This window comes from Acidovorax delafieldii (assembly GCF_007993815.1).
GTDB classification, from domain to species: Bacteria; Pseudomonadota; Gammaproteobacteria; order Burkholderiales; family Burkholderiaceae_C; genus Acidovorax; species Acidovorax delafieldii.
The window spans coordinates 146,477-169,711 of the sequence record NZ_VJWE01000014.1 but is presented as its reverse complement, the minus strand read 5'-3'; the positions used below and the strand labels follow the sequence as shown (position 1 = coordinate 169,711).

20 protein-coding genes and 1 tRNA gene are annotated in these 23,235 nt (G+C 64.3%); 17 read left to right on the top strand and 4 right to left on the bottom strand.

The features are described from left to right. Nucleotides 1-15: 15 nt before the first annotated feature. Nucleotides 16-1,086, bottom strand: coding sequence for a YybH family protein (locus ATF69_RS14770; protein ID WP_146871424.1), 1,071 nt, complete (start codon nucleotides 1,084-1,086; stop codon nucleotides 16-18). 218 nt (nucleotides 1,087-1,304) lie between these two features. Between ATF69_RS14770 and cysS the strand changes: the two genes are divergently transcribed. From cysS to ATF69_RS14735, 7 genes are all read left to right on the top strand, one after another. Further along, nucleotides 1,305-2,687: a cysteine--tRNA ligase gene (cysS, locus tag ATF69_RS14765; protein ID WP_146871423.1), complete on the top strand. Its 1,383-nt coding sequence runs from the start codon at nucleotides 1,305-1,307 to the stop codon at nucleotides 2,685-2,687. Between the two features lie 47 nt (nucleotides 2,688-2,734). After that, complete coding sequence (locus tag ATF69_RS14760) at nucleotides 2,735-3,409, top strand: DNA-3-methyladenine glycosylase family protein (RefSeq protein WP_056747082.1); 675 nt, start codon at nucleotides 2,735-2,737, stop codon at nucleotides 3,407-3,409. A 79-nt stretch (nucleotides 3,410-3,488) separates the two neighbouring features. Continuing rightward, nucleotides 3,489-4,466, top strand: coding sequence for an acetyl-CoA carboxylase carboxyltransferase subunit alpha (locus ATF69_RS14755; RefSeq protein ID WP_056747083.1), 978 nt, complete (start codon nucleotides 3,489-3,491; stop codon nucleotides 4,464-4,466). Between the two features lie 199 nt (nucleotides 4,467-4,665). After that, nucleotides 4,666-6,516 (top strand): methyl-accepting chemotaxis protein, encoded by a 1,851-nt coding sequence (locus ATF69_RS14750; protein WP_056747209.1) that lies wholly within the window; start codon nucleotides 4,666-4,668, stop codon nucleotides 6,514-6,516. Between the two features lie 162 nt (nucleotides 6,517-6,678). Further along, nucleotides 6,679-7,629 carry a tRNA lysidine(34) synthetase TilS gene (gene tilS / locus ATF69_RS14745; RefSeq protein ID WP_146871422.1) on the top strand — a complete coding sequence of 317 codons (951 nt, stop codon included), beginning with the start codon at nucleotides 6,679-6,681 and terminating at the stop codon, nucleotides 7,627-7,629. 342 nt (nucleotides 7,630-7,971) lie between these two features. Continuing rightward, a tRNA-Ser gene (locus ATF69_RS14740) sits at nucleotides 7,972-8,064 on the top strand. A gap of 398 nt (nucleotides 8,065-8,462) precedes the next feature. Next, entirely contained in the window at nucleotides 8,463-9,149 is a 687-nt protein-coding gene (locus ATF69_RS14735) for a hypothetical protein (RefSeq protein ID WP_146871421.1), read from the top strand. A gap of 86 nt (nucleotides 9,150-9,235) precedes the next feature. Here ATF69_RS14735 and ATF69_RS14730 read toward each other — a convergent pair whose 3' ends face one another. Genes ATF69_RS14730 through ATF69_RS14720 form a run of 3 tightly spaced genes read right to left on the bottom strand, consistent with a single transcriptional unit; the run spans nucleotide 9,236 to nucleotide 11,804 of the window. Continuing rightward, nucleotides 9,236-9,667 (bottom strand): RNA-binding S4 domain-containing protein, encoded by a 432-nt coding sequence (locus ATF69_RS14730; RefSeq protein WP_146871420.1) that lies wholly within the window; start codon nucleotides 9,665-9,667, stop codon nucleotides 9,236-9,238. Between the two features lie 17 nt (nucleotides 9,668-9,684). After that, on the bottom strand, nucleotides 9,685-11,124 hold the full coding sequence (locus tag ATF69_RS14725) for a sensor histidine kinase (protein WP_146871419.1): 1,440 nt from the start codon (nucleotides 11,122-11,124) through the stop codon (nucleotides 9,685-9,687). Then, complete coding sequence (locus tag ATF69_RS14720; RefSeq protein ID WP_056065161.1) at nucleotides 11,121-11,804, bottom strand: response regulator transcription factor; 684 nt, start codon at nucleotides 11,802-11,804, stop codon at nucleotides 11,121-11,123. The genes ATF69_RS14725 and ATF69_RS14720 overlap by 4 nt, the downstream gene beginning before the upstream one ends. Nucleotides 11,805-11,933: 129 nt before the next feature. On the opposite strand from ATF69_RS14720, the gene ATF69_RS14715 reads away from it, so the two are divergent. The 10 genes from ATF69_RS14715 to ATF69_RS14670 all read left to right on the top strand — a co-directional run bounded on the left by ATF69_RS14715 (nucleotide 11,934) and on the right by ATF69_RS14670 (nucleotide 23,228). Then, nucleotides 11,934-12,893 carry a Bug family tripartite tricarboxylate transporter substrate binding protein gene (locus tag ATF69_RS14715; RefSeq protein WP_116747501.1) on the top strand — a complete coding sequence of 320 codons (960 nt, stop codon included), beginning with the start codon at nucleotides 11,934-11,936 and terminating at the stop codon, nucleotides 12,891-12,893. Nucleotides 12,894-12,976: 83 nt separating this feature from the next. Next, a complete protein-coding gene (locus ATF69_RS14710) occupies nucleotides 12,977-13,495 on the top strand; it encodes a tripartite tricarboxylate transporter TctB family protein (protein ID WP_056064616.1) in 519 nt (172 codons plus the stop codon). A 12-nt stretch (nucleotides 13,496-13,507) separates the two neighbouring features. After that, entirely contained in the window at nucleotides 13,508-15,013 is a 1,506-nt protein-coding gene (locus ATF69_RS14705; RefSeq protein WP_056064614.1) for a tripartite tricarboxylate transporter permease, read from the top strand. 222 nt (nucleotides 15,014-15,235) lie between these two features. After that, on the top strand, nucleotides 15,236-15,874 hold the full coding sequence (locus ATF69_RS14700; protein ID WP_146871418.1) for a DUF2325 domain-containing protein: 639 nt from the start codon (nucleotides 15,236-15,238) through the stop codon (nucleotides 15,872-15,874). A 118-nt stretch (nucleotides 15,875-15,992) separates the two neighbouring features. After that, complete coding sequence (locus ATF69_RS14695; RefSeq protein WP_099730714.1) at nucleotides 15,993-17,504, top strand: sigma-54 interaction domain-containing protein; 1,512 nt, start codon at nucleotides 15,993-15,995, stop codon at nucleotides 17,502-17,504. A gap of 151 nt (nucleotides 17,505-17,655) precedes the next feature. Next, on the top strand, nucleotides 17,656-18,849 hold the full coding sequence (locus ATF69_RS14690) for a substrate-binding domain-containing protein (protein WP_056064604.1): 1,194 nt from the start codon (nucleotides 17,656-17,658) through the stop codon (nucleotides 18,847-18,849). 193 nt (nucleotides 18,850-19,042) lie between these two features. Further along, nucleotides 19,043-20,527, top strand: coding sequence for an extracellular catalytic domain type 2 short-chain-length polyhydroxyalkanoate depolymerase (locus tag ATF69_RS14685; protein WP_146871417.1), 1,485 nt, complete (start codon nucleotides 19,043-19,045; stop codon nucleotides 20,525-20,527). Nucleotides 20,528-20,609: 82 nt separating this feature from the next. Next, complete coding sequence (locus tag ATF69_RS14680; protein ID WP_056064596.1) at nucleotides 20,610-21,392, top strand: ABC transporter ATP-binding protein; 783 nt, start codon at nucleotides 20,610-20,612, stop codon at nucleotides 21,390-21,392. Further along, nucleotides 21,389-22,126, top strand: coding sequence for an ABC transporter ATP-binding protein (locus ATF69_RS14675; RefSeq protein WP_146871416.1), 738 nt, complete (start codon nucleotides 21,389-21,391; stop codon nucleotides 22,124-22,126). The genes ATF69_RS14680 and ATF69_RS14675 overlap by 4 nt, the downstream gene beginning before the upstream one ends. 115 nt (nucleotides 22,127-22,241) lie before the next feature. Next, entirely contained in the window at nucleotides 22,242-23,228 is a 987-nt protein-coding gene (locus tag ATF69_RS14670) for a branched-chain amino acid ABC transporter permease (protein ID WP_056064590.1), read from the top strand. Nucleotides 23,229-23,235 lie beyond the last annotated feature (7 nt).

Here is a 23,235-nt window from a genome sequence, read left to right as displayed (position 1 = left end):
CATCGGGGGCCATGGTTAACCGCCTGTGGATTCGCGAACGATGGTCCAGCGGCCGTTGTTATTGACGAGGTCCAACGTCTTGCGGCTGCTCACGTTGAGCGAGTCGGCACTGTATGCCTGGCGAAACCGGGCCGTGGCCTTGTCACCTTGTACGGACACGGTGATGTCAGAAAGCTTCACGCTGATCTTGGATTTGCCGACGATGCGCGCCTCGCGTTCCTTCTCCCAGGCAGCGCGGCCTTGGCGACCAGGTGGATCAAACGACTTGTCGTACGCGCCCAGGTACCCCTTCATGTCCTTGGACGACCAGGCCGCAGCCCAGGCCTGTACGGCGGAGGTAACGGCCTGAGTGGACGCGTCGCTGGCAGCTGCAGGAGCTGGGGCAGGTGCCGGAGCCGTTGCAGCGGGAGCGGGGCTGACAGCTGGAGCGGCGGCAGGCGCTGGCGCCGGGGCTGCAGCTGCTGGCGCAGCGGCGGGCGCTGGAGCGGGTGCAGGGCGCTGGGTTACCACCACCGCGGGCGCGGGCGCTGCGGCGGCAGGGCGACCGGTTTTGCTTCCGGGTTCGTTGGAGAACAATTCGCGGATCAGCGCCAGCTTGGGCTTGACCGAGTTGGCGTTGTTGGCATCCAGTTGCAGCGCCTTGTTGTAGGCCTGGCTGGCCAGCTTGGCGTAGATGTCGCCCAGGTTTTCCTGCGCGGTGGCGTAGCTGGGGTTGGTGCGGATCGCCATTTCCAGCGCCGTGCGGGCCTTGTCCAGCTGGTTCTGGTTGGCGTACAGCACAGCCAGGTTGTTGTAGGGCTCGGGCAGCTCTGGGTACTCTTCGGTGAGCTTGGTGAAGGTGGCGATGGCGTCGGCCTGCTTGCCCGAGTCGGTCTGGGCCACGCCGCGCAAGAAGCGCAGCTGCGGGTCACGTGGGTTGGCGGCCAGGCGCTGCTCGGCCTTGGCCAGCGCCTCGGACGCCTTGCCAGCCTTGAGCAACTGGGTGATGTCGGCATAGTCGTCCGCGTGGACCACGCCCGTGCCCATCAGGGCGGTCAGTGCCAGAAGGCGCAGTAGGCGTGGGAGTGTGCGTCGGACTTGCTTCATGGGGGTACAAAGGAGTTGGGCGGCAGCCAGCCCGGGCGGGGGCTTATACTGCGGCGGATTGTAGCTGAGGGGGTTGTCATGACGGTACGCTGTTGCCGCTGGTGATTTTGCTGGACGCCCCTTGCCGGGCCACCCCCTGTCAAGGGCCGAGTTCCGCTGCTGCCGGGTGAGTTTCTTTGCCTCGCCCACCCCATCAAGTCTCCCGTTACTGAAATCCCATGAGTTTGCGCATCTACAACACGCTGTCGCGTGCATTGGAAGACTTTTCCCCGCTCGAACCTGGCCATGTGCGCATGTATGTGTGCGGCATGACCATTTATGACCTGTGCCATATCGGCCACGCCCGGATGATGATGGCGTTCGACGTCGTGCAGCGCTGGCTCAAGGCCAGCGGCCTGCGCGTGACCTACGTGCGCAACATCACCGACATCGACGACAAGATCATCAAGCGTGCGCTGGAGCGTGGCATCACCATCCGCCAGCTCACTGACGAGATGATTGCCGCCATGCACCAGGACATCGGCCTGCTGGGCATCGAGCCACCGTCGGTGGAGCCGCGTGCCACTGAATACGTGCCGCAGATGCTCTCGCTGATCGGTCAGCTGGAGGGCAAGGGCCTGGCCTACCGTGCGAGCAACGGCGACGTGAACTACTCGGTGCGCAAGTTCGATGGCTACGGCAAGCTCTCGGGCAAGTCGCTCGACGAGCTGCGCGCCGGCGAGCGCGTAGCAGTGCTGGACGGCAAGGAAGACCCGCTCGACTTCGTGCTGTGGAAAGCCTCCAAGCCCGAGGAACCCCCCGAGGCCAAATGGGACAGCAGCTTTGGCTCGGGCCGACCCGGCTGGCATATCGAGTGCTCGGCCATGTGCGGCGCCACGCTGGGTGAAACCTTCGACATCCACGGCGGCGGCGCGGACCTGCAGTTCCCCCACCACGAGAACGAAATCGCCCAGAGTGAAGGTGCCACGGGCAAGCCGCTGGCCAAGTTCTGGGTGCACAACGGCTTTGTGCGCGTGGACAACGAGAAGATGTCCAAGAGCCTGGGCAACTTCTTCACCATCCGCGACGTGCTCAAGACGTATGACGCAGAGACCGTGCGCTTTTTCATCGTCCGCGCCCACTACCGCAGCGCGCTGAACTACAGCGATGCGCATCTGGATGACGCGCGCCAGGCGCTCAAGCGGCTGTACACCGCGCTGAGCCTGGTGACTCCCTCACAAGCGGCTTCCATCGACTGGACCAACCCTTACGCGGCCCGCTTCAAGGCCGCGATGGACGAGGACTTTGGCACTCCCGAGGCCGTGGCAGTGCTGTTTGACCTGGCCAGTGAGGTCAACAAGACCCGCTCCGTCGAGCTGGCGGGGTTGCTCCAGGCGCTGGGTGGCTGCCTGGGGATCTTGCAGGGTGACCCCAAGGCTTTTCTTCAGTCCGGGGCCGCCGGTGTGGATGAGTCTGAGATTCAGGCACAGATTGCTGCCCGGGCCGCAGCCAAGGCGGCCAAGAACTTTGCCGAGGCCGACCGCATCCGCAACCACTTGCTGGCCCAGGGCATTGTGCTCAAGGACTCTGCCGCCGGCACCACATGGGAAGCTGCCCAATGAGCATGGTTTTGATGCCAAATATGCCAGTAGTGCAGGTGGAATAAGCGGTGGCAGCTTCTAAAAAGATAGCGGGTGACGCTGTGGCGCCGTCGCTGGTGCTGGCCACGCCCGACTACTGGGCCGAGGCCTGCAAGCACCTGGTGAAAAAAGACCGGGTGATGAAGCGCCTGATCCCCCAGTTTGGCGACGCCGCGCTGCAAACCAAGGGCGACCCCTTCATCACACTGGCGCGTTCCATCGTGGGACAGCAGGTGTCAGTGGCGTCAGCACAGGCCGTATGGGAGCGTTTTGTGGCGCTGCTGCCGCGCGGCATGAAGCCCGCCAGCGTGCTCAAGCTCAAGATCGACGACATGCGGGCCGCAGGCCTGTCTGCCCGCAAGGTGGACTACCTGGTGGACCTGGCCATGCACTTTGAAGGCGGCAAGCTGCACGTCAAGGACTGGGCCGCCATGGATGATGAGGCCATCATTGCCGAGCTGGTGGCCATCCGTGGCATCGGCCGATGGACGGCCGAGATGTTTTTGATCTTCTATTTGATGCGGCCCAATGTTTTGCCCCTCGACGACGTAGGGTTGATCAGCGGGATCAGCCAGAATTACTTCTCTGGCGACCCCGTGAGCCGCAGTGACGCCCGCGAGGTGGCCGAGGCCTGGAAGCCCTGGTGCAGCGTCGCGACTTGGTATATTTGGCGGTCTCTGGACCCCCTGCCTGTAACCTATTGACACCACTGCAGGCACGCCGGTTACAGTGCGTGCCATTCGTGGCAACCCCGCCGGGTGCGATCCCCCTAGGAGAAAAACGTTGGCGAAAAAGACCTTTCTGGATTTCGAACAGCCCATTGCCGAGCTGGAGTCCAAAATTGAAGAACTGCGCTACGTGCAGACCGAGAGTGCCGTCGATATCTCGGAAGAGATCGACCAGCTGAGCAAGAAGAGCCAGCAGCTCACCAAAGACATTTACAGCGAACTGTCGCCCTGGCAGATCACCAAGATCGCCCGCCACCCTGAGCGTCCCTACACGCTCGACTACGTGCGCGACATCTTCACCGACTTCGTCGAACTGCACGGCGACCGCCACTACGCGGACGACCTGTCCATCGTGGGCGGCCTCGCGCGCTTCAACGGCCACGCCTGCATGGTGCTGGGCCATCAGAAGGGCCGCGACACGAAGGAGCGCGCCATGCGCAACTTTGGCATGAGCAAGCCCGAAGGCTATCGCAAGGCCCTGCGCCTGATGAAGACGGCCGAGAAATTCAAGCTGCCCGTGTTCACCTTTGTGGACACGCCCGGCGCCTACCCGGGCATTGACGCCGAAGAGCGCGGCCAGTCCGAGGCCATTGGCCGCAACATCTTCGAGATGGCGCAGCTCGAAGTACCCATCATCACCACCATCATTGGCGAAGGCGGCTCCGGCGGCGCCTTGGCCATCAGCGTGGCCGATCAGGTTGTGATGCTGCAATACGCCATCTACTCGGTCATCAGCCCAGAAGGCTGTGCGTCCATCCTCTGGAAGACCAGCGACAAGGCGCAAGAGGCCGCTGACGCCCTGGGCATCACCGCCCACCGCCTCAAGGCCCTGGGCCTGGTGGACAAGATCGTGAGCGAGCCCGTGGGCGGCGCCCATCGCGACCACAAGCAGATGGCCGCATTTTTGAAGCGCGCTTTGGGCGATGCCTTCCGCCAGGTGGCAGACCTCAAGACCAAAGACTTGCTGGACCGTCGCTACGAGCGTCTGCAGAGCTACGGCCGCTTCAGCGACACCAAGGCGGACGCCCGCTAAGCCCGCTGAGGCAGGTTCAGGCCTGTCGTTGCTGGCACCAAATGCACCAGCTTGGTGCGGTTCCAACGGCCCTTCGGGGCCGTTGTTGTTTTTCTGGCCGACGCCTTGCAGGGGCGCACAAACCCGCACTGGCGCATGGACTGCTACCGGATGTAACATGCCTGCAGACCGCCTGCGCGGGCGGTTCAAGGAGGGCTTCATGTCGCTTCTGAAGACGCTCAAGGGCCAGATCCTGGTCCTCTCTGCCACCTGCATGGTGGCTGCCCTGATGGTGTTGACGTTGGTCAACTACCTGTCGGCGCGTGCACAGGCGCAGGTTTCACTGGCCGAAGAGGGCATGGCGACCGCCAAGAGCCATGCAGAAACCATCGAGGAGTGGGCGCGGGCCAAGGCCACGATCATTGCGGCCTCCGTCGCCGCCTTTGAAGATCCCGAACCTGCCAAGTCACTGGCCATGCTGCGCGACGCGGGCAAGTTCAGCACGGCGTATTTTGGCTACGCGGACAAGAAGTACGTATTTTCAGAGACTCGTAGCCTGCCCGCCGACTACGACCCCACCGCACGTCCCTGGTACAAGCAGGCCGCGCAAGCGGGCGGGTCTGTGGTCACGCCGCCCTACATCTCGGCGTCCGACCAGAAACTGGTGGTGACTTTTGCGACCCCGGTGGGCGCCGGCGCAGCGCTCAAAGGCGTGGCGGCTGGTGATGTCTACATGGAGTCAGTGGTTGCCAATGTGGCTTCCATCCAGCCCACGCCGCAGAGTTTCGGGTTTCTGGTGTCTGCCGACGGCAAGATCATCGCCCACCGCGACCAGGCGCTGACCCTCAAGCCCATTGCCGATTTGTCCAAGGACCTCGTGACCGACAAGCTGCTCGCTGCATCCAAGGACAAAAGCTTGCTGCAGGCGGACATTGCGTCGCGCAGCCGGTTACTCAGCGTGGTGCCGATCGCGGGCACCTCATGGATGCTGGTGGTGGCCCTGGATGAAAGCGAGGCCATGGCACCGATCCGGGCCATGCTGGCCACATCGCTGATCTCCAGCGTTTTGGTGTTGGTGGTGGCCGTAGGGCTGCTGGGCGTGGTTCTGACGCGGCGCCTGCGCCAGCTCACGTTGGTGCGTGACGCGATGCATGAAATCGGCGCCGGTGACGGCGACCTGTCGCGCCGCATCGACGCCCACGGTGAGGACGAGCTGGCCCAGATCGCCGGTAGCTTCAACAGCTTTGCGGGCAAGCTCTCCGGTGTGCTCTCGCAGATCCGTGACGCCAGCAGCTCGGTACGCGTGGCCGCCGAAGAGATTGCAACCGGCAACCATGACCTGAGCGGGCGCACCGAACTCACGGCATCCAGCCTGCAGCAGACATCAGCCTCCATGCAGCAGCTGACCGAGACCGTCCGGCACAACGCAGACTCGGCACGCCAGGCCAACCAGCTGGTGGCCCAGGCGTCCAGCGTGGCGCAACATGGTGGACAGGTGGTGGGCAATGTGGTGACCACCATGGACCAGATCAATGCGGCCTCGCGCAAGATCAACGACATCATCGGCGTCATCGACGGCATTGCCTTCCAGACCAACATCCTTGCGCTCAATGCTGCGGTGGAAGCCGCCCGCGCGGGCGAGCAGGGCAGGGGCTTTGCGGTGGTAGCAGGCGAGGTGCGCAGCCTCGCCCAGCGCAGCGCCGAGGCCGCACGCGAGATCAAGACCCTGATCAATACCTCGGTCGAGCAGGTGGAAAACGGCTCGCGGCTGGTGCACGACGCGGGCACCACCATGACCGAGATCGTGACCTCGGTGCAGCGTGTGACGGACATCATGGCCGAGATCACGGCGTCCACCAATGAGCAAAGCACCAGCATCAACGAGGTCGGCCAGGCCGTGGCCCAACTCGACCAGATGACCCAGCAGAACGCAGCGCTGGTGGAGGAGAGCGCTGCCGCGGCACAGAGCCTCAAGGACCAGTCGGTGCGGCTGTCGGAGGTGGTGGGCACCTTCCGCCTGTCCACCGACCCTGCCCACGCTGCGCCGCGGCTGTCATCGCCGGGCGGTTAAGTTGCAAGGGGCGGCGCGCCCCCCATGCACCTTACTGCCGGAGTGCGGGGCACCGTGATAATCGGCGCCCATGCGCCGCCATTTCTCCCTTGTTCTCTACGCCCTCCGGGCACGTCCGGCGGTTGCGACGGGTCCAGATGCAGGGCCTGAAGGGCGGATGCGATGACGCAATCAATGGACGCCGCCCTGCGGGCCTTTGCGCCCGCGTTACCGATGGCTGTGGCGTTGAGCGGGGGCGCAGACTCGACCGCATTGCTCTTGGGCTGTGCACGCCGCTGGCCCGGGCAGGTGCTGGCGGTCCATGTGCACCATGGGCTGCAGGCGGCCGCCGATGGGTTTGAGCAGCATTGCGTGGCCTTGTGTGGCAAGCTGGGCGTGCCCTTGCGTGTGCAGCGGCTGGACGCGCGCCCCGCGCCCGGCCAGAGCCCCGAGGATGCCGCTCGGCAAGCCAGATACCAGGCTTTGACGGCAGTAGCGCTAGAGGATCATGCTTTGGGTGCTATTCAATCCATAGCAATTGCACAGCACGCCGACGATCAGGCCGAAACCCTGCTACTCGCCCTGTCGCGCGGAGCGGGAGTGGCCGGCCTGGCCGCCATGCCCGCCCAGTGGACGCGTGCTGGTCTGGTCTGGCACCGCCCCTTGTTGCAGGTGTCTGCGGCGGACGTACGCGATTGGTTGAAGGCACAAGGCCAGGCGTGGGTGGAAGACCCCACCAACTCCGATGAGCGCTTCACGCGCAACCGCATTCGGGCGCAACTGCTGCCTGCGCTGCATGCCGCATTCCCGTCCTTTCGCGATACCTTTGCACGGTCGGCCGCCAATGCAGCCCAGGCTGCCGAGCTGCTGAACGAGATGGCACAGCAGGACCTGTCCTTGGTGGGCGTGCCCCCCGGTATCAAGGCGCTGCAGGGGCTCACCCGCGCGCGCCAGGCCAACGTGGTGCGCCACTGGCTGCGCCATGCCCACCAAACCACCCCGGGAGCCGCGCAATTGGGCGAGCTGCTGGATCAGATCCAGGCCTGCACCACACGGGGTCACCACATCCGCATCAAGGTAGGAAGCGGCTTTGTCGTGCGGTCTGGTCTTACGCTGGAATGGCTCAGGCAGTAGCTCTCAGGTGTCTTTTTGCCCGCGTCACGGGACGACGCCCACAAACACGGGAGTAAACCGCCGTATCCGGCACGTTGGCCAATCGCGAAGATTGCCAGCTCTATGCGCTCGGTGCGTCCAATAGAAAGCCCGAGTCCGTCCTTGCCCCCTGTCCAACAGGCTCAACACACAAGCCATCCGCGCTCGGATGGCCTCCATATGCGACATCAAAACCTGGGCGGCAATCGGCGAATAAGTGACTCCAGCTATCAGCGCCCGGCGTGCACGAGGACTTTGGACCAGCCCACCTATGCTGCTTTAACCAGCGGAACAGCCCCTGAAATGAGGCATAATAGCGGGATTGGAAACGTGACCGAGTGGCCGAAGGTGCTCCCCTGCTAAGGGAGTATGGGGTGTAGAGCCTCATCGAGGGTTCGAATCCCTCCGTTTCCGCCAAGATAAGCCCCAAGCGCTCAACGCGCTTGGGGCTTTTTCTTTGTCAAATCTGTCTGTTCGCCGCAGTTCGGTTGAGGAATTGCCTTGCGCATAGGTGATTCCCGAATACCCAACCGATCATGTTTCGCGCCCAATCGGAGGGTCCTAAGAGCCTTGCTCGCTTTCTTGGGGACATGGATTAGATTCCGCCCGCTGTTTGGATTGCGGAGGGCCTGTGTCCTGGTGAACTCTGGCAAGGTTTCAGCCCGCCCTGTGCGGGCTTTTTTTTTATTGTTTACTTCAGGCCGAGGGCGCTGCGCCTTGATATCGGCCCAAAGCCGACATGGAGCGCGCAAGTGCTGGCCAGTGGCCCTGTATGCTGACACTGGTACTGATGCCTACAGGGAAGAAGGGCCCCCATGACTCACCATCGTGACGTGCAAGTTCGCGAGCTCAGCCTGGCATTCAACGATCTCGACTTTTGTTATCTACCCAGGGCTGCGGGCTCCGCGCCTTCTCATTGCGCCGATTTTTTGTGCACGGTCGATGCTTCCAGGTTTTTTTCCAACGGAGGCCATCACATCGTTTTTGCGCTCGATTGCGAGGGTGGGCAGGGCGGCTACAACCCCCACTGCGGGCCCATCTTGCGGTACGGCAAGAACCTGTGGTCGGCTGCGCGTGGTTTCATCATTTTTGGCGATGGTGCGGTGATGGCGGAGGGGTGGAACGGTACCGCCATGCCGGCATTGGCCGTCATTGCCGATACCGTAGGCGCGGGTTTCGATCCAGTTCGACACCCGGTGTTTACGCTGCGCATCACCGCAGGTTATCGGCGCGGTGCTTTTGCGAACAGCATGCGGATTGAGATCCGCTTGGGTGAATCAGCAAAGGGCGCTTTGCTGTTTGCTGGAGGCATTGACGGGGCCGCGTGGGGGTTGAGTTGGAGGGGCGGCTCCAAGGCTGCCATGGGGGGCATCGCTGCCGGCTTTGTGCCTCCAGTTGCCACCGGTTGCGTGGAAGAATTGCTGCCACGCAGTGCGTCTCATGCTGCGCTGGTGATGTCCCGTTTCAAATTCAGGATACATCCACCCAGTACGGCCCCCTAGTCAGTAAATCGCAGGCGTGAGTGGCTCAGCATGGACACGCGCAAGCACCTATCTCGGTGCCGTGAAATGGTCGGCGCCTTCGTTACTCACTCGTCGATCGAAGCACTCCACCGGCTGCCCCAATCGTTTCCCTTGTTGCTCACCTTGTCAATCTCGCGACGGTCGCGTTTGGTTGGGCGACCTTCTTGCAATGTCGCCGCTGGCTCGGGGGCCAAGCGGCGCAGTTCTGCGGCCTTTTCGCGGGCGGCGATGCTGTCCGGGGTTTCTTCGTACAGTTGCTGGGCCACTGGCGCGGGGCCCCGGGCACCGCTCAGGCCCCGTACGAGCACGGTGCGTGCCACGGGGCCCTGGCGCAGCGCTACGGTGTCGCCGCAGCGCAGGTCGCGTGCAGGTTTGGCCAGCTGGCCATTGACAGTGACCCGACCCTTGCCAATATCTTCGGTGGCGAGGCTGCGGGTCTTGTAAAAGCGGGCGCACCAGAGCCACTTGTCCAGGCGCATCGTCTCCAAGGTATTCATGGGCGAGATTGTGCCGTCTAGGCCGCGGGTGTGCTGTCGGTCAAGGGCGCAGGCAGTGGCAGGCGAACCACGGCGTCCAGCCCTGTCACCTTGTGGCCTTGCACCTGGTTTGTCAGTGTGATGTTGCCTTCCAGGGCCTGCACGATCTCATGGCAAATGGCCAGGCCCAGGCCGCTGCCGGTGCGCACGTCTCCTGCAGAAAAGGGCTGGAACAGGCGTGCCGCCAGCTCGTCATCAATGCCGGGGCCGTGGTCGCTGATCGTCAGCGCCGCATGCCGCCCGTCGCTGCGCAAGTCCACGGTCAACTCACTGCCGGGCGGTGCGTGGCGCACGGCGTTGTGCAGCAGGTTGCGGCTCAGTTCGCGCAGCATCCATTCATGCGATTGCACCAGGGTTGGCTCGGTGTGGATGCCAAAGTCCAGATCGCGCTGAGCAATCAGTGGCGAAATCTCCAGCGCAACGGCACGCAGAATGTCATCAAAGCGGGTGGCTGGTGGAGCGCTTTGTTGGCGCAGCTGCTCCACCTTGGCCAGGGCCAGCATCTGGTTGGCGAGCTGGGTGGCGCGGTCCACGGTGTCGCTGATCTCGTGCAGGGCTTGTTGCGGCTCCACGTCGCCGTGCAGCGCCGATTGCACCTGGGTCTTGAGCACGGCCAGCGGTGTGCGCAGCTGGTGGGAGGCATCGCGCACAAAGCGCTTTTGGTGCCGCAGCAGGTGACGCAGGCGCTGCATGACCTCATTGGTGGCGTCCACCAGCGGCTGCAGCTCGCGTGGGGCGAGCGGGGCTGCGATGGGGCTCAGATCCCCCTCGCGCCGGGCCTGCAACTGCTGGCTGAGTTGCCGCACGGGCTGGGTGGCGCGCTGCACCACCAACACCACGGTAAAGGCCACCACGGCGATCAACAGCGCCTGTCGCAACAGGGTGTTCCACAGGATCTGCAGTGCCAGGGTTTCGCGCACCTCCAGCGTCTCCGCCACCTGGATCACGGCCATCGCCCGGCCTTCGGAGCTGGCCACCGGTTGCAGCAGCACCGCCACGCGCACATCGCGGTCACGAAATCGGTCATCGTAAAAGTCCACCAGAGCCGCATAGGGAGGGCGGGCAGGGATGCTGCCGTGCCACACCGGCAGGTCCTCAAAGCCCGACACGATCTCGCCTTTGAGGGTCGAAACGCGGTAGAACATCTGGCTCTGGTTGTCAGCCTCAAAGGCCTCCAGGGCCGAATAAGGAACGATGGCGCGCAGCTGCGCTGCGTCGTCAAAGCCTTTCACATCGAGCTGTTCGCTGATGCTTTTGGCGGATGCCAGCAGGGTGCGGTCATACGCGGTGTTGAGCGATGCCAGCGTCTGGTGGTACAGGCTCCAGGTGTTGAAGCCGATGAACAGGGCTACAGGCAGCAAGATGCCCAGCAGCAGGCGCCGCCGCAGCGAGTGGTGGCGCACGCCATGCTCGCTCATGCGTCGGCCCGCAGCAGGTAGCCCAGGCCGCGCAGTGTCATCAGGGTCAGGCCTGTGCCCGCCAGCTTCTTACGCAGCCGGTACACCACGACCTCGATGGCTTCGTACTGCACGTCGAGCTGGCCCGGAAACACCAGCTCATACAGTCGCTCCTTGGTCACGGCATGCCCCGGCTGCGCGAGCAGGGCGTGCATCAGTGCCAGCTCGCGCGGGGTCAGCTCCATCACCTCGCCGTTCAGGTACAGCGCGCCACTGTCCTTGTCGTAGCGGATGGCTCCGATCTGCACGGTGCTGGGTGCCAGCGGCGCTACGGCGGGATCTGCGCTGCGGCGCACCAGTGCGCGCAGGCGTGCCTCCAGCTCGTCCAGATCGAACGGCTTGGGCAGGTAGTCGTCGGCGCCAGCGTTCAGCCCCACTACGCGGTCGCCCACGGTGCCACGTGCCGTCAGGATCAGTACGGGGGTGCGCAGGCCACGTGATCGCGCCTGCTGCAGCACCTGCAAGCCGTCCAGACCCGGCAGGGTGAGGTCCAGGATGACGGCGTCGGGCTGCAGGGCGGTCCATTGGCTCAGCGCTGCGCGTCCGTCGCCCACTGCGGTCACTTCCATGCCACGCCGGGTCAGTGCGCGGTGCAGCGTGGCCTGCATGGTGGGGTCGTCTTCTACAAGGAGCAATTGCATGCGCGGCACCATAGCACCGTCTCATTGGGCCGGGTGCATGAGTGTTTTCCCTGAGTCTGAGGACAGCCGTTTGACAGGCAGCGCGCGCATCATCGGGCGGTTCGCAAACCTTATCAGGAGACAGACACCATGCGTCGCGATACCTTTCTGAAATCACTGGCCGCCCTGGCCGCTGCGGGTGCGTTGCCCGTGTCGGCCCAGTCGGCAGCGGCCCTCAAGATGATGATTCCCGCCAACCCTGGGGGCGGTTGGGATTCCACCGGTCGCGCGCTGGGCAAGGCGATGCAGGATGCGGGCGCCGCATCGTCGGTGTCCTACGACAACAAGGGCGGCGCAGCGGGCGCGATTGGCCTGGCCCAGTTCGTCAACGCCAGCAAGGGCGATCCGAACGCGCTGATGGTGATGGGCGCCGTGATGCTGGGCGGCATCATCACCGGCAAACCACCGGTGGGCCTGGACAAGGTTACGCCCCTGGCGCGCCTGACCAGCGAATACAACGTGTTTGTGCTGCCCGCCAACTCGCCTTTCAAGACCATGAAGGACGTGGTGGAACAGCTTAAGAAGGACCCCGGCAGCGTGAAGTGGGGTGGCGGCTCGCGCGGCTCTACCGAGCACATTGCCGCCGCCATGATCGCCCGCGAAGTGGGCGTGGACCCCGCCAAGATCAACTACGTGGCGTTCCGTGGGGGCGGTGAGGCCACTGCCGCCATCCTGGGTGGCAACGTGACGGTGGGTGGCAGCGGCTACAGCGAGTTCTCCGAGTACATCTCTGCCGGCAAGATGCGCGCAGTGGGCGTGACCTCGGGCACCCGCCTCAAGGGCGTGAACGTGCCCACGCTCAAGGAGCAGGGCATCAACGTGGAAATCGGCAATTGGCGCGGCGTGTACGGCGCGCCTGGCATCACGCCAGAACAGCGCAAGGCCTTGATCGATGCGCTGGCCAAGACCTTCAAGCACAAGGCCTGGCAGGACGCGATGGAAAAGAACGGCTGGACCCCCGCATGGATGGCCGGCGACGAGTTCGGCAATTTCGTGGATGCCGAGTTCGCCAGCATGCGCGCCACGATGGCTAAGTCCGGAATGATCTGATCCCGAAGCAAGGCGCGGCAGCCGTCATTTCTGCCTCTGGGCAGGCGGCCTGGCCGTGCATTGGTTGGTGCGAAGGAAAAAACATGACACAACAACATTCATCGCGCTCCAAGCCCTTGCAGACCCTGATCGGGGTCGGGCTGGTGGTGCTCGCGCTGGGTCTGGCCTGGGGGGCCAGCTCGGTCAGTTCAGAAGCGGGCTACGGTGGCGTGGGCCCCAACTTCTTTCCCTGGGTGGTCAGCATTGCCATCCTGATCTGCGGCGTGCTGTGCGTGGCACATGCGCTGAGCGGAGGGTTTCGGGAGCTGGAAGAGGGCTCCGGCGACGAGCGCGCCCACTGGAAGGGCTTCATCTGGGTGTCGGCAGGGCTGCTGCTCAACGCCCTGCTCATCACCACGCTGGGCTTCATCCTGAGCTGTGCGTTGTGCTTCGTGCTGTCGGTGCGGGGTTTCAAGAGCTCGGAAGGTGAACTCGACCTGCGCCTGCAGGCCTGGATCAAGGATTCCTTCATCGGCATCGCGGTAGCGGCCCCGGTGTACTGGATGTTTACGCAACTGCTGGCCATCAACCTGCCCGGCCTGACCAACACGGGGTGGCTGTAAAGCCTGCACGCCATGGAAACCTTAAACCTTTTGATGCAGGGTTTTGCCACCGCGGCAACACCCATCAACCTGATGTGGGCCTTTGTGGGCTGCATGATCGGCACCGCTGTGGGCGTGTTGCCAGGCATCGGCCCCGCAGTGGCAGTGGCCATGCTGCTGCCCATCACCGTCAAGGTCGAGGCCACGGCCTCGATGATCTTCTTTGCAGGCATTTATTACGGCGCCATGTATGGCGGCTCCACCACGTCCATCCTGCTCAACACCCCGGGTGAGGCCGGGTCCATGGTCACGGCCATGGAGGGCAACAAGATGGCCAAGCATGGCCGCGCCGGTGCGGCCCTGGCCACGGCCGCCATCGGTTCGTTTGTGGCGGGCACCATCGCCACGGTGCTGGTGACCTTCTGCGCGCCGCTGGTGGCCGAATACGCCATACGCCTTGGCCCGCCTGAGTATTTCATGCTGATGGTGCTGGCCTTCACCACCGTGAGTGCGGTGCTGGGCAAGAGCACGCTGCGTGGCATGGTGGCGCTGTTTGTGGGCCTGGCCATGGGCTTGATTGGCATTGACCAGATCACGGGCCAGGCGCGCTACACCGGGGGGGTGCCTGAGCTGATGGATGGCATCGAAGTGGTGCTGATCGCCGTGGGCCTGTTTGCGGTGGGCGAGGCGCTGTACAACGTGATGTACGAAGGCAAGTCCGACGAAACCCAGAACCGCCTGACCAGCACCCACATGACCAAGGAAGAGTGGAAGCGCTCCTGGCCCGCATGGTTGCGCGCCACGGCCATCGGGTTTCCGTTTGGCACCGTGCCTGCCGGTGGCAGCGAGATTCCAACCTTCCTGAGCTATGCCGCCGAGAAGAAACTGAGCAAGCACAAGGAAGAGTTTGGCACCACGGGCGCCATCGAAGGTGTGGCAGGCCCCGAGGCCGCCAACAACGCGGCCATCACGGCCACGCTGATCCCGCTGCTGACGCTGGGCATCCCCACGTCGAACACCACGGCCATTTTGCTGGGCGCGTTCCAGAACTATGGCATCCAGCCCGGCCCGCAGCTGTTCGACACCAACGGCGCGCTGGTGTGGGCGCTGATCGCGTCGATGTACATCGGCAACGTGATGCTGCTGATCCTGAACCTGCCGCTGGTGGGCCTGTGGGTGAAACTGCTGAACATCCCGAAGTCGTACCTGTACGCGGGCATTCTGGTCTTCTCCACCCTGGGTGTGTATGGCATGCGCCAGAGCGCATTCGACCTGGTGCTGCTGTACGCGATCGGCCTGCTGGGTGTGGTGATGCGCCGCTTTGACTTCCCCGCCGCGCCGGTGGTGGTGGGCATGATCCTGGGCCCCTTGGCTGAGGCTCAGATGCGCAATGCGGTGTCGATTGGCGAAGGCAAGTGGACGATTTTCCTGGAGCGCCCCGGTTCGGTGACCCTGATCGTCATCGTGCTGGCCGTGCTGATCGTTCCGCGCCTGCTGCGCCGTTGGGCTGCCCGCAAGATGGCGCTGGCAGAGGCCTGAAACCGTGGCGAGGCCCCAGGCTCGCACCCATAAAAAAACCGCGCCATCGGGCGCGGTTTTTTTTCGTCCAGACGGCGCGGGCAGATCCGTGCCGACGATTTTCTTGGCAAGCCAGACCCCCAGGCGCTGTGCTCCCGGAGCCCTCCCCACCAGGTGGCTTGCTGTGAACTCGGGCTGAATCGTACCATAAAATGCGAATAGTTCTTATTTGCAGGATGGCGCATGTCTTCATTTCCGCAGGAGTTTCTGGTGCTTTGTCGTCAGTGGGGCGAAGCCCAGCGGCGTTGCAGCGCGGCCCTGACGGCGCAGGCCGCCGAGATCCAGACGCTGCAGGCCGAGGTGGTGCGGCTGCGTGGAGCGCTGGTGGTGCGCGATACGCGGCTGGCCATGGCGTACGACGAGCTGGCGCAGCTACGGGCTGCTGTGCCGGGGCTATCCCGCCGTCAGACCATGGCACGCCACATCGCTGTGCTGGCGGAGCGTATTGCCACCTTGTCGCGGGAATGCCTGCGCTGGCGACTGGCGGCGCAGTCAGACACCAGGGCAGTGAGCCACCCGGAGCAGGGTGGGGTAACCAGCACCGCGCCTACGGATGCTTCGGCACACCCCCGCAGGGTGCGCGTGCCGGTGGTGGTCGAGGCCCATCCGGACGCAGACGCGGGTGCGACGTTTGACGCCAGCCTGGCCGCCGCTGACCTGGTGATTTGCCAGACGGGCTGCATCAGCCACGACGCCTACTGGCGGGTGCAGGACCAGTGCCGCCGCACGGGCAAGCCCTGCATCTTGGTGGACCAGCCGCTGGCAGCATGTGAGGCGTCCCTGTACACCTCTTTGACTCCTGTTTTGGATAAAAACGCCTGATAGCGCTAGTGCCATTTGCCTAGGTAGCTATCCAATTTGTAGCGTCATGGCTCCATGCCGGGCGTCTGCTGCCTGTGGGGGCAGATCCTGCGCCCCGCCAGCGCGCTACCATCCGCGGATGCCTTTGCTCGCTGATGACGCCCCCGCACTGCCGCTGGATGCCCAGGGCATTCTGGAACTGGCGGCACGCTCCATGTTCCAGCTGTTCTCCAGCGTCAGCCAGGGCATGTTCCTGGTGGATCGCAGTGGGCGCATCGTGTGGGTGAATGAGGGCTACCAGCGCTTTCTGCCGGACCTGGGTTTTTCGTCGGTGGACCAGTTCGTGGGCCGCACGGTGGAAGAGGTCATCCCCAACACACAGATGCGCCGCGTGCTCGAAACGGGCCAGCCCGTGCTGATCGACCTGCTGACCAACAAGGCGGGCACCTTTGTGGTCAGCCGCATTCCGCTGCGCGACGACGCGGACCGCGTGATCGGCGCCATTGGCATCGTGCTGTTCGACCATCCCGAAACCACGCTGCAGCCGCTCATCAGCAAGTTTGCGCTGCTGCAGCGCGATCTCGATGACGCCCGGCGCGAGCTGGCCAGCCAGCGCCGCCGCAGCCTGGCAGTGGCGGGCGACGGCGAGCGGCGGTCCAAGTACACCTTTGCCAGCTTCATCGGTTCCAGCCCCGCTGCGGCCGAGGTCAAGCGCCAGGCGCGCCGTGCGGCGCAGTCGAGCAGCCCTGTGCTGCTGCTGGGGGAGACGGGGACCGGCAAGGAGCTCCTGGCCCACGCGATCCACGCAGCGTCCAGCCGCGCCAGTGGTCCGTTCGTCAGCGTCAACATCGCCGCCGTGCCCGACACGCTGCTCGAGGCCGAGTTCTTCGGCGTGGCGCCTGGCGCCTATACCGGCGCCGACCGCAAGGGCCGCGACGGCAAGTTCAAGCTGGCCGATGGCGGCACGCTGTTCCTCGACGAAATTGGCGACATGCCCCAAAGCCTGCAGGCCAAGCTGCTGCGGGCGCTGCAAGAGGGCGAGATCGAGCCGCTGGGCAGCAACAAGCTCGTGCCTTTCAATGTGCGCATCCTGGCCGCGACGTCGCGCGATTTGGCGTCCCTGGTGCGCGAGGGCAAATTCCGCGAGGATTTGTTCTACCGCCTGCATGTGCTGCCGGTGCGTGTGCCGCCGCTGCGCGTGCGGCGCAGCGACATCCCTGCCTTGGTCGAAGCGTTGGGCGAAGACCTGGCCCTGCGCAACGGCACCGCGCCGCCCGAGTTGCTGCCCGATGCAATGGCCCTGCTGGCGGGCCAGCCCTGGCGCGGCAACATCCGCGAGCTGCGCAATGTGCTGGAGCAGGCGGTGATGCGCAGCGACTCGCAGTCCATCGACGCCGCGCAGCTCGAACGCATCCTGCGCGAGGCGGGCGTGGAGCCCGCCGCCCCTGCCCCGGTGCAGGACCCAGGCCACGGCCCCGATGCCGAGGACGAAAGCCGATACCTGCGCCCGCTGGCCGAGCAGGTGGCAGAGCTGGAGCGCAAGGCCATCGCGGCTGCGCTCAAAGCCCATGGCGGCAACAAGCTGGCCACTGCTCGCCAGCTGGGCATCTCGCGCGCCACGCTCTATGGACGTCTGGAAAACCCTGAATAAAAATCAGGCAAATGTCTGAAAATTAGACATTCAATGTGTATTGAAATCAGGCAGTGTCGCCAGGGTGTCAGAGAAAGTATCTTTGAAATCAAGCACTTGGCTGCTGGCACAGACTGTGCAATAAAGAAGCATCACAACAGGAGACATCGCCATGCACCGTCGCACTCTGGTCGCCCTCGCTTCCGCAGCCGTTACCGCCGCCGCACTTTCTGCCCCCGCGTTCGCGCAGACCGGTGAAATCCGCATTGCCCACGTGTACAGCAAGACGGGTCCGCTGGAGGCCTATGGCAAGCAGACCCAGACCGGCCTGATGATGGGCCTGAACTACGCCACCGGCGGCAGCATGACCGTCAATGGCAAGAAGCTCGTCGTGATCGAGAAGGACGACCAGGGCAAGCCTGACCTGGGCAAGAGCCTGCTGGCCTCGGCCTACTCGGATGACAAGGCCGACATTGCCGTCGGCCCCACCTCCAGCGGCGTTGCCCTGGCCCTGCTGCCCGTGGCCGAGGAATACAAGAAGATCCTGCTGGTGGAGCCCGCCGTGGCCGACGCCATCACCGGCGACAAGTGGAACAAGTACATCTTTCGCACTGGCCGCAACAGCAGCCAGGACGCGATCTCCAACGCCGTGGCCATCGACAAGGCGGGCGTGACGGTGGCGACGCTGGCGCAGGACTATGCCTTCGGCCGCGATGGCGTGAAGGCCTTCAAGGACGCGCTCAAGAACGCCAAGCTGGTGCACGAGGAATACCTGCCCACCACCACCACCGACTTCACCGCCGGTGCCCAGCGCCTGATCGACAAGCTCAAGGACGTGCCGGGCCGCAAGGTCATCTTCATCATCTGGGCCGGTGCAGGCAACCCGTTCAAGATCGCTGACATGGATCTCAAGCGCTATGGCATCGAGATCGCCACCGGCGGCAATATCCTGCCCGCCATGGCGGCCTACAAGAACTTCCCGGGCATGGAAGGCGCCACGTACTACTACTTCGGCATCCCCAAGAACCCCGTGAACGAAGCCATGGTGGCTGCGCACTACAAGGAGTTCAAGACCCCGCCAGACTTCTTCACGGCCGGCGGCTTCAGCTCTGCCATGGCGCTGGTCACGGCCCTCAAGGCCACGAACGGCGACACCAATACCAACAAGCTCATCAAGACCATGGAGGGCATGAGCTTCGAGACGCCCAAGGGCAAGATGACGTTCCGCAAGGAAGACCACCAGGCCATGCAGAGCATGTACCACTTCAAGATCAAGGTGGATCCGGCCTTTGCCTGGGGCGTGCCCGAACTGGTGCGCGAGATCAAGCCTGAAGAAATGAACGTGCCGATTCGCAACAAGCGATAAGCCGGTCTTTCGACTCCGCTAGCGAGTTGGCGAGTTAGCGAGGCCCGTCGGACAGGACCACCGTCCTGCTCCTTCGGGGTCCATCCCGCAGGGGCGGCCGCCCCTCTTTTTCCAGTGAATTGATGCATGAACCCCCGGGTGTACACGGGGGCTGGGTCGGTTTTTCTCAAAAATTATTTGGAGACAAGACAACATGGCTTTCAATTTCATCCGGGCGGCAGCAGCAGGGGCTGCGATGGCACTGTGTGGCGTGGGCAGTGTTCACGCTGCTGTCAACCTGCCAGCACTCAAGATCGACAAGACACAGACCACGGTATCGGGCCTGTCCTCGGGCGGCTTCATGGCCGTGCAGCTGCACGTGGCGTATTCGGCAACGTTTGCCAAGGGCGCCGGCGTGGTCGCGGGCGGCCCGTTCTATTGCGCGGAGGGCTCGGTCGTCAACGCCACCGGGCGCTGCATGGCCAGCCCCGCAGGCATCCCCACCAGCACGCTGGTCAGCACCACCAACACCTGGGCCAGCCAGGGCGTGATCGACCCCGTGGCCAACCTGCAGAACTCCAAGGTCTACCTGTTCTCGGGCTCGCTCGACAGTGTGGTCAAGACCGGGGTGATGGACGCGCTGCGCACCTACTACAACAGCTTCGTGCCCGCCGCCAACGTGGTCTACAAGAAGGACATCGCGGCCGAACACGCCATGGTGACGGACGACTACGGCAACGGCTGCTCCACCAAGGGCGCGCCCTACATCAGCGACTGCAACTTCGACCTCGCCGGTGCCGTGCTGCAGCACCTGTACGGCACGTTGAACGCCCGCAACAACGCCACCCTGCCCGCCGGCAATTACATCGAGTTCAACCAGAGCGAATTCATCACCAACCATGGCATGGCCACCACGGGCTGGGCCTATGTGCCCCAGGCTTGCCAGGCTGGCGGCACAGCCACCTGCAAGCTGCATGTGGTGCTGCATGGCTGCAAGCAGAACATCAGCGATGTGCAGCAGCAGTACGTGCGCAACACCGGCTACAACCGCTGGGCTGACACCAACAACATCGTGATGCTGTACCCGCAGACCAGCACCGCAGCCACCAACAGCTGCTGGGACTGGTGGGGGTATGACAGCGCCAACTATTCCAAGAAGTCGGGCCCGCAAATGGCGGCCGTCAAGGCCATGGTGGACCGCGTCTCCAGCGGCACGGGCGGCACCACGCCCCCCGACCCTGTGGCCCTGTCCGCCCCCACGGGCGTGAGCACGTCGGGCGCCACGGCCAGCAGCATGGCCATCGGCTGGGCCGCCGTCACGGGCGCGGCCAGCTACAACGTGTACCGCAATGCCAACAAGGTCAACGCGCTGCCTGTGACTGCCACCAGCTACACCGACACCGGCCTGGCCGCGTCCACCACCTACAGCTGGACGGTGCGCGCGGCCGATGCCAACGGGGCCGAGGGCGCCACATCGGCCGCAGCTTCGGGCACTACGCTGGCCGCATCGGGCGGCGGCACGGCCACCTGCACCACCGCCAGCAACTATGCACACACCCTGGCCGGGCGCGCGTATGCCGCCGGGGGCTACACCTATGCGCTGGGCTCCAACCAGAGCATGGGCCTGTGGAACGTGTTCGTCACCAACACCTTGAAGCAGACCAGCACCAACTACTACGTGATCGGCACCTGCCCCTAAAGTGCCGGGGCGCGCTGCCGCAGGGCAGGGCGCCCCACCCATTCCATCGATTGACTCAGACCGTGAAAGTGAACCCCCACCCATGAGCACCTTGGCCACCAAGGACTTGACCATCCGCTTTGGCGGCCACGTGGCGGTCAACGGCGTGACCTGCTCTTTCGAGCCCGGCACGCTGACCGCCATCGTGGGCCCGAATGGCGCGGGCAAGACCACCTACTTCAACCTGATCTCGGGGCAACTCAAGGCCACCAGCGGCAGCGTCACGCTGGGCGGGCAGGACCTCACGGGCCAGTCCGTCTCGGCACGCACACACGCGGGTCTGGGCCGTGCTTTCCAGCTCACCAACCTGTTCCCCAACCTCAGCGTGCTGGAGAACGTGCGCTTGGCCGTGCAGGCCACGCAGGAGGGCAAGCACCGCCGGGGCATGAACCTGTGGAGCATCTGGAGCGACCACAGCGCGCTGACCCAGCGCGCCCGCGTGATCCTGCAGGCCGTGGCCATGACCGACCGGGCCGATACGCCCGTGGCCAGCCTGCCGCACGGCGACCAGCGCAAGCTCGAAGTGGCGCTGCTCATGGCGCTGGAGCCGCAGGTCTACATGTTCGACGAGCCCACGGCCGGCATGAGCCACGACGAGGCGCCCGTGATCCTGAACCTGATCCGCGAGCTGAAGAAGGACAAGACCAAGATCATCCTGCTGGTGGAGCACAAGATGGACGTGGTGCGCGAGCTGGCCGACCGCATCATCGTGCTGACCAACGGCACGCTGGTGGCCGATGGACCGCCAGCCGAGGTGATCGCATCGCCCGTGGTGCAAGAGGCTTACCTGGGCGTCTCCAAGGACGCAGAGAAGGAGGCAGCATGAGCACGACGCCAACGACCAACCTGCTCGAACTCAAGGGTGTGCACACGCACATCGGGGCGTACCACATCCTGCACGGCGTGGACCTGGCCGTGCCCAAAGGGCAGCTCACCATGCTGCTGGGCCGCAACGGCGCAGGCAAGACGACCACGCTGCGCACCATCATGGGCCTGTGGCGTGCGTCGCAGGGCTCCATCCACTTTGGTGGCAAAGACATCACCGCGATGAATACGCCTGCCATCGCGGGCCTGAACATCGCCTATGTGCCCGAGAACATGGGCATCTTTGCCGACCTCACGGTGAAGGAAAACATGCTGCTGGCCGCACGCAGCGCGCGCAACGCCGCGCAGATGGACGAGGCGCGGCTGCAGTGGATCTTCAAGCTCTTCCCCGCCGTGGAGAAGTTCTGGAACCACCCCGCCGGCAAGCTCAGCGGCGGCCAAAAGCAGATGGTGGCCGTGAGCCGCGCCATCGTTGAGCCGCGCGATCTGCTCATCGTGGATGAGCCCAGCAAGGGCCTCGCGCCCGCCATCATCAACAACATGATCGACGCGTTCGACCAGCTCAAGAAGAGCGGCGTGACCATCCTGCTCGTCGAGCAGAACATCAACTTTGCCAAGCGGCTGGGTGACACCGTGGCCGTGATGGACAACGGCCAGGTGGTGCATGCGGGCAGCATGGCCGCGCTGGCGCAAGACGAAGAACTGCAGCGCTCGCTGCTGGGGTTGGCGCTATGAGTTGTGTGAGCAATTTCAGATGTTTTCGGGCGGTAGCGCAGGTATCTATTGCCCTGATAGCTATCAAATGTGTAGCTGATGTACGTAGTGCGGCGACTGCCGCTGGAGGTCGGGCATGAGCGTCACCCGCGATTTCGACTGGAAGCCCCTGGCACTGGTGCCGGCGCTGGCGCTGCTGGTGCTGCCCTTCATCGGCTCGCCCAGCACCTGGCTCACGCTCACGGTGGCGGGGCTGGCCATGGGCATGATCATCTTCATCATTGCCTCCGGCCTCACGCTGGTGTTTGGCCTGATGGATGTGCTGAACTTTGGCCATGGCGTGTTCATTGCGCTGGGTGCGTTTGTGGCCACCAGCGTGCTGGGCGCCATGGGCGACTACACCCAGAGTGCCGAGCTGTGGCGCAACCTGATGGCCGTGCTGCCCGCCATGGTGGTGGCCATGGCAGTGGCCGGGGCCGTGGGCCTGGCGTTCGAGCGCTTCATCGTGCGGCCCGTGTACGGCCAGCACCTGAAGCAGATCCTCATCACCATGGGCGGCATGATCATTGGTGAAGAGCTCATCAAGGTCATCTGGGGCCCCGCGCAGATCCCGCTGCCATTGCCCGAGGGCATGCGCGGCTCGCTGCTGGTGGGCGATGCTGCCATCGAAAAATACCGCCTCGTCGCGGTGGCCGTGGGCCTGCTGGTGTTTGGCGTGCTGGCCTGGACGCTGTCGCGCACCAAGGTCGGCCTGCTGATCCGCGCTGGCGTGCAGGACCGCGAGATGGTCGAAAGCCTGGGCTACCGCATCCGCCGCCTGTTTGTGGGCGTGTTCGTGGTGGGCTCGGCCCTGGCGGGCCTGGGCGGTGTGATGTGGGGCCTGTACCAGCAGAACGTGGTGCCCCAGATGGGCGCGCAGGTCAACGTGCTGATCTTCATCGTGATCATCATCGGCGGCCTGGGCAGCACCGGCGGCGCGCTCATCGGTGCGCTGCTGGTGGGGCTGATGGCCAACTACACCGGCTTCCTGGTGCCCAAGGTGGCGCTGTTCTCCAACATCGCGTTGATGGTGGCCATTCTCTTGTGGCGCCCGCAGGGCGTCTATCCCGTGGCCAACCGCTGATGAGGAG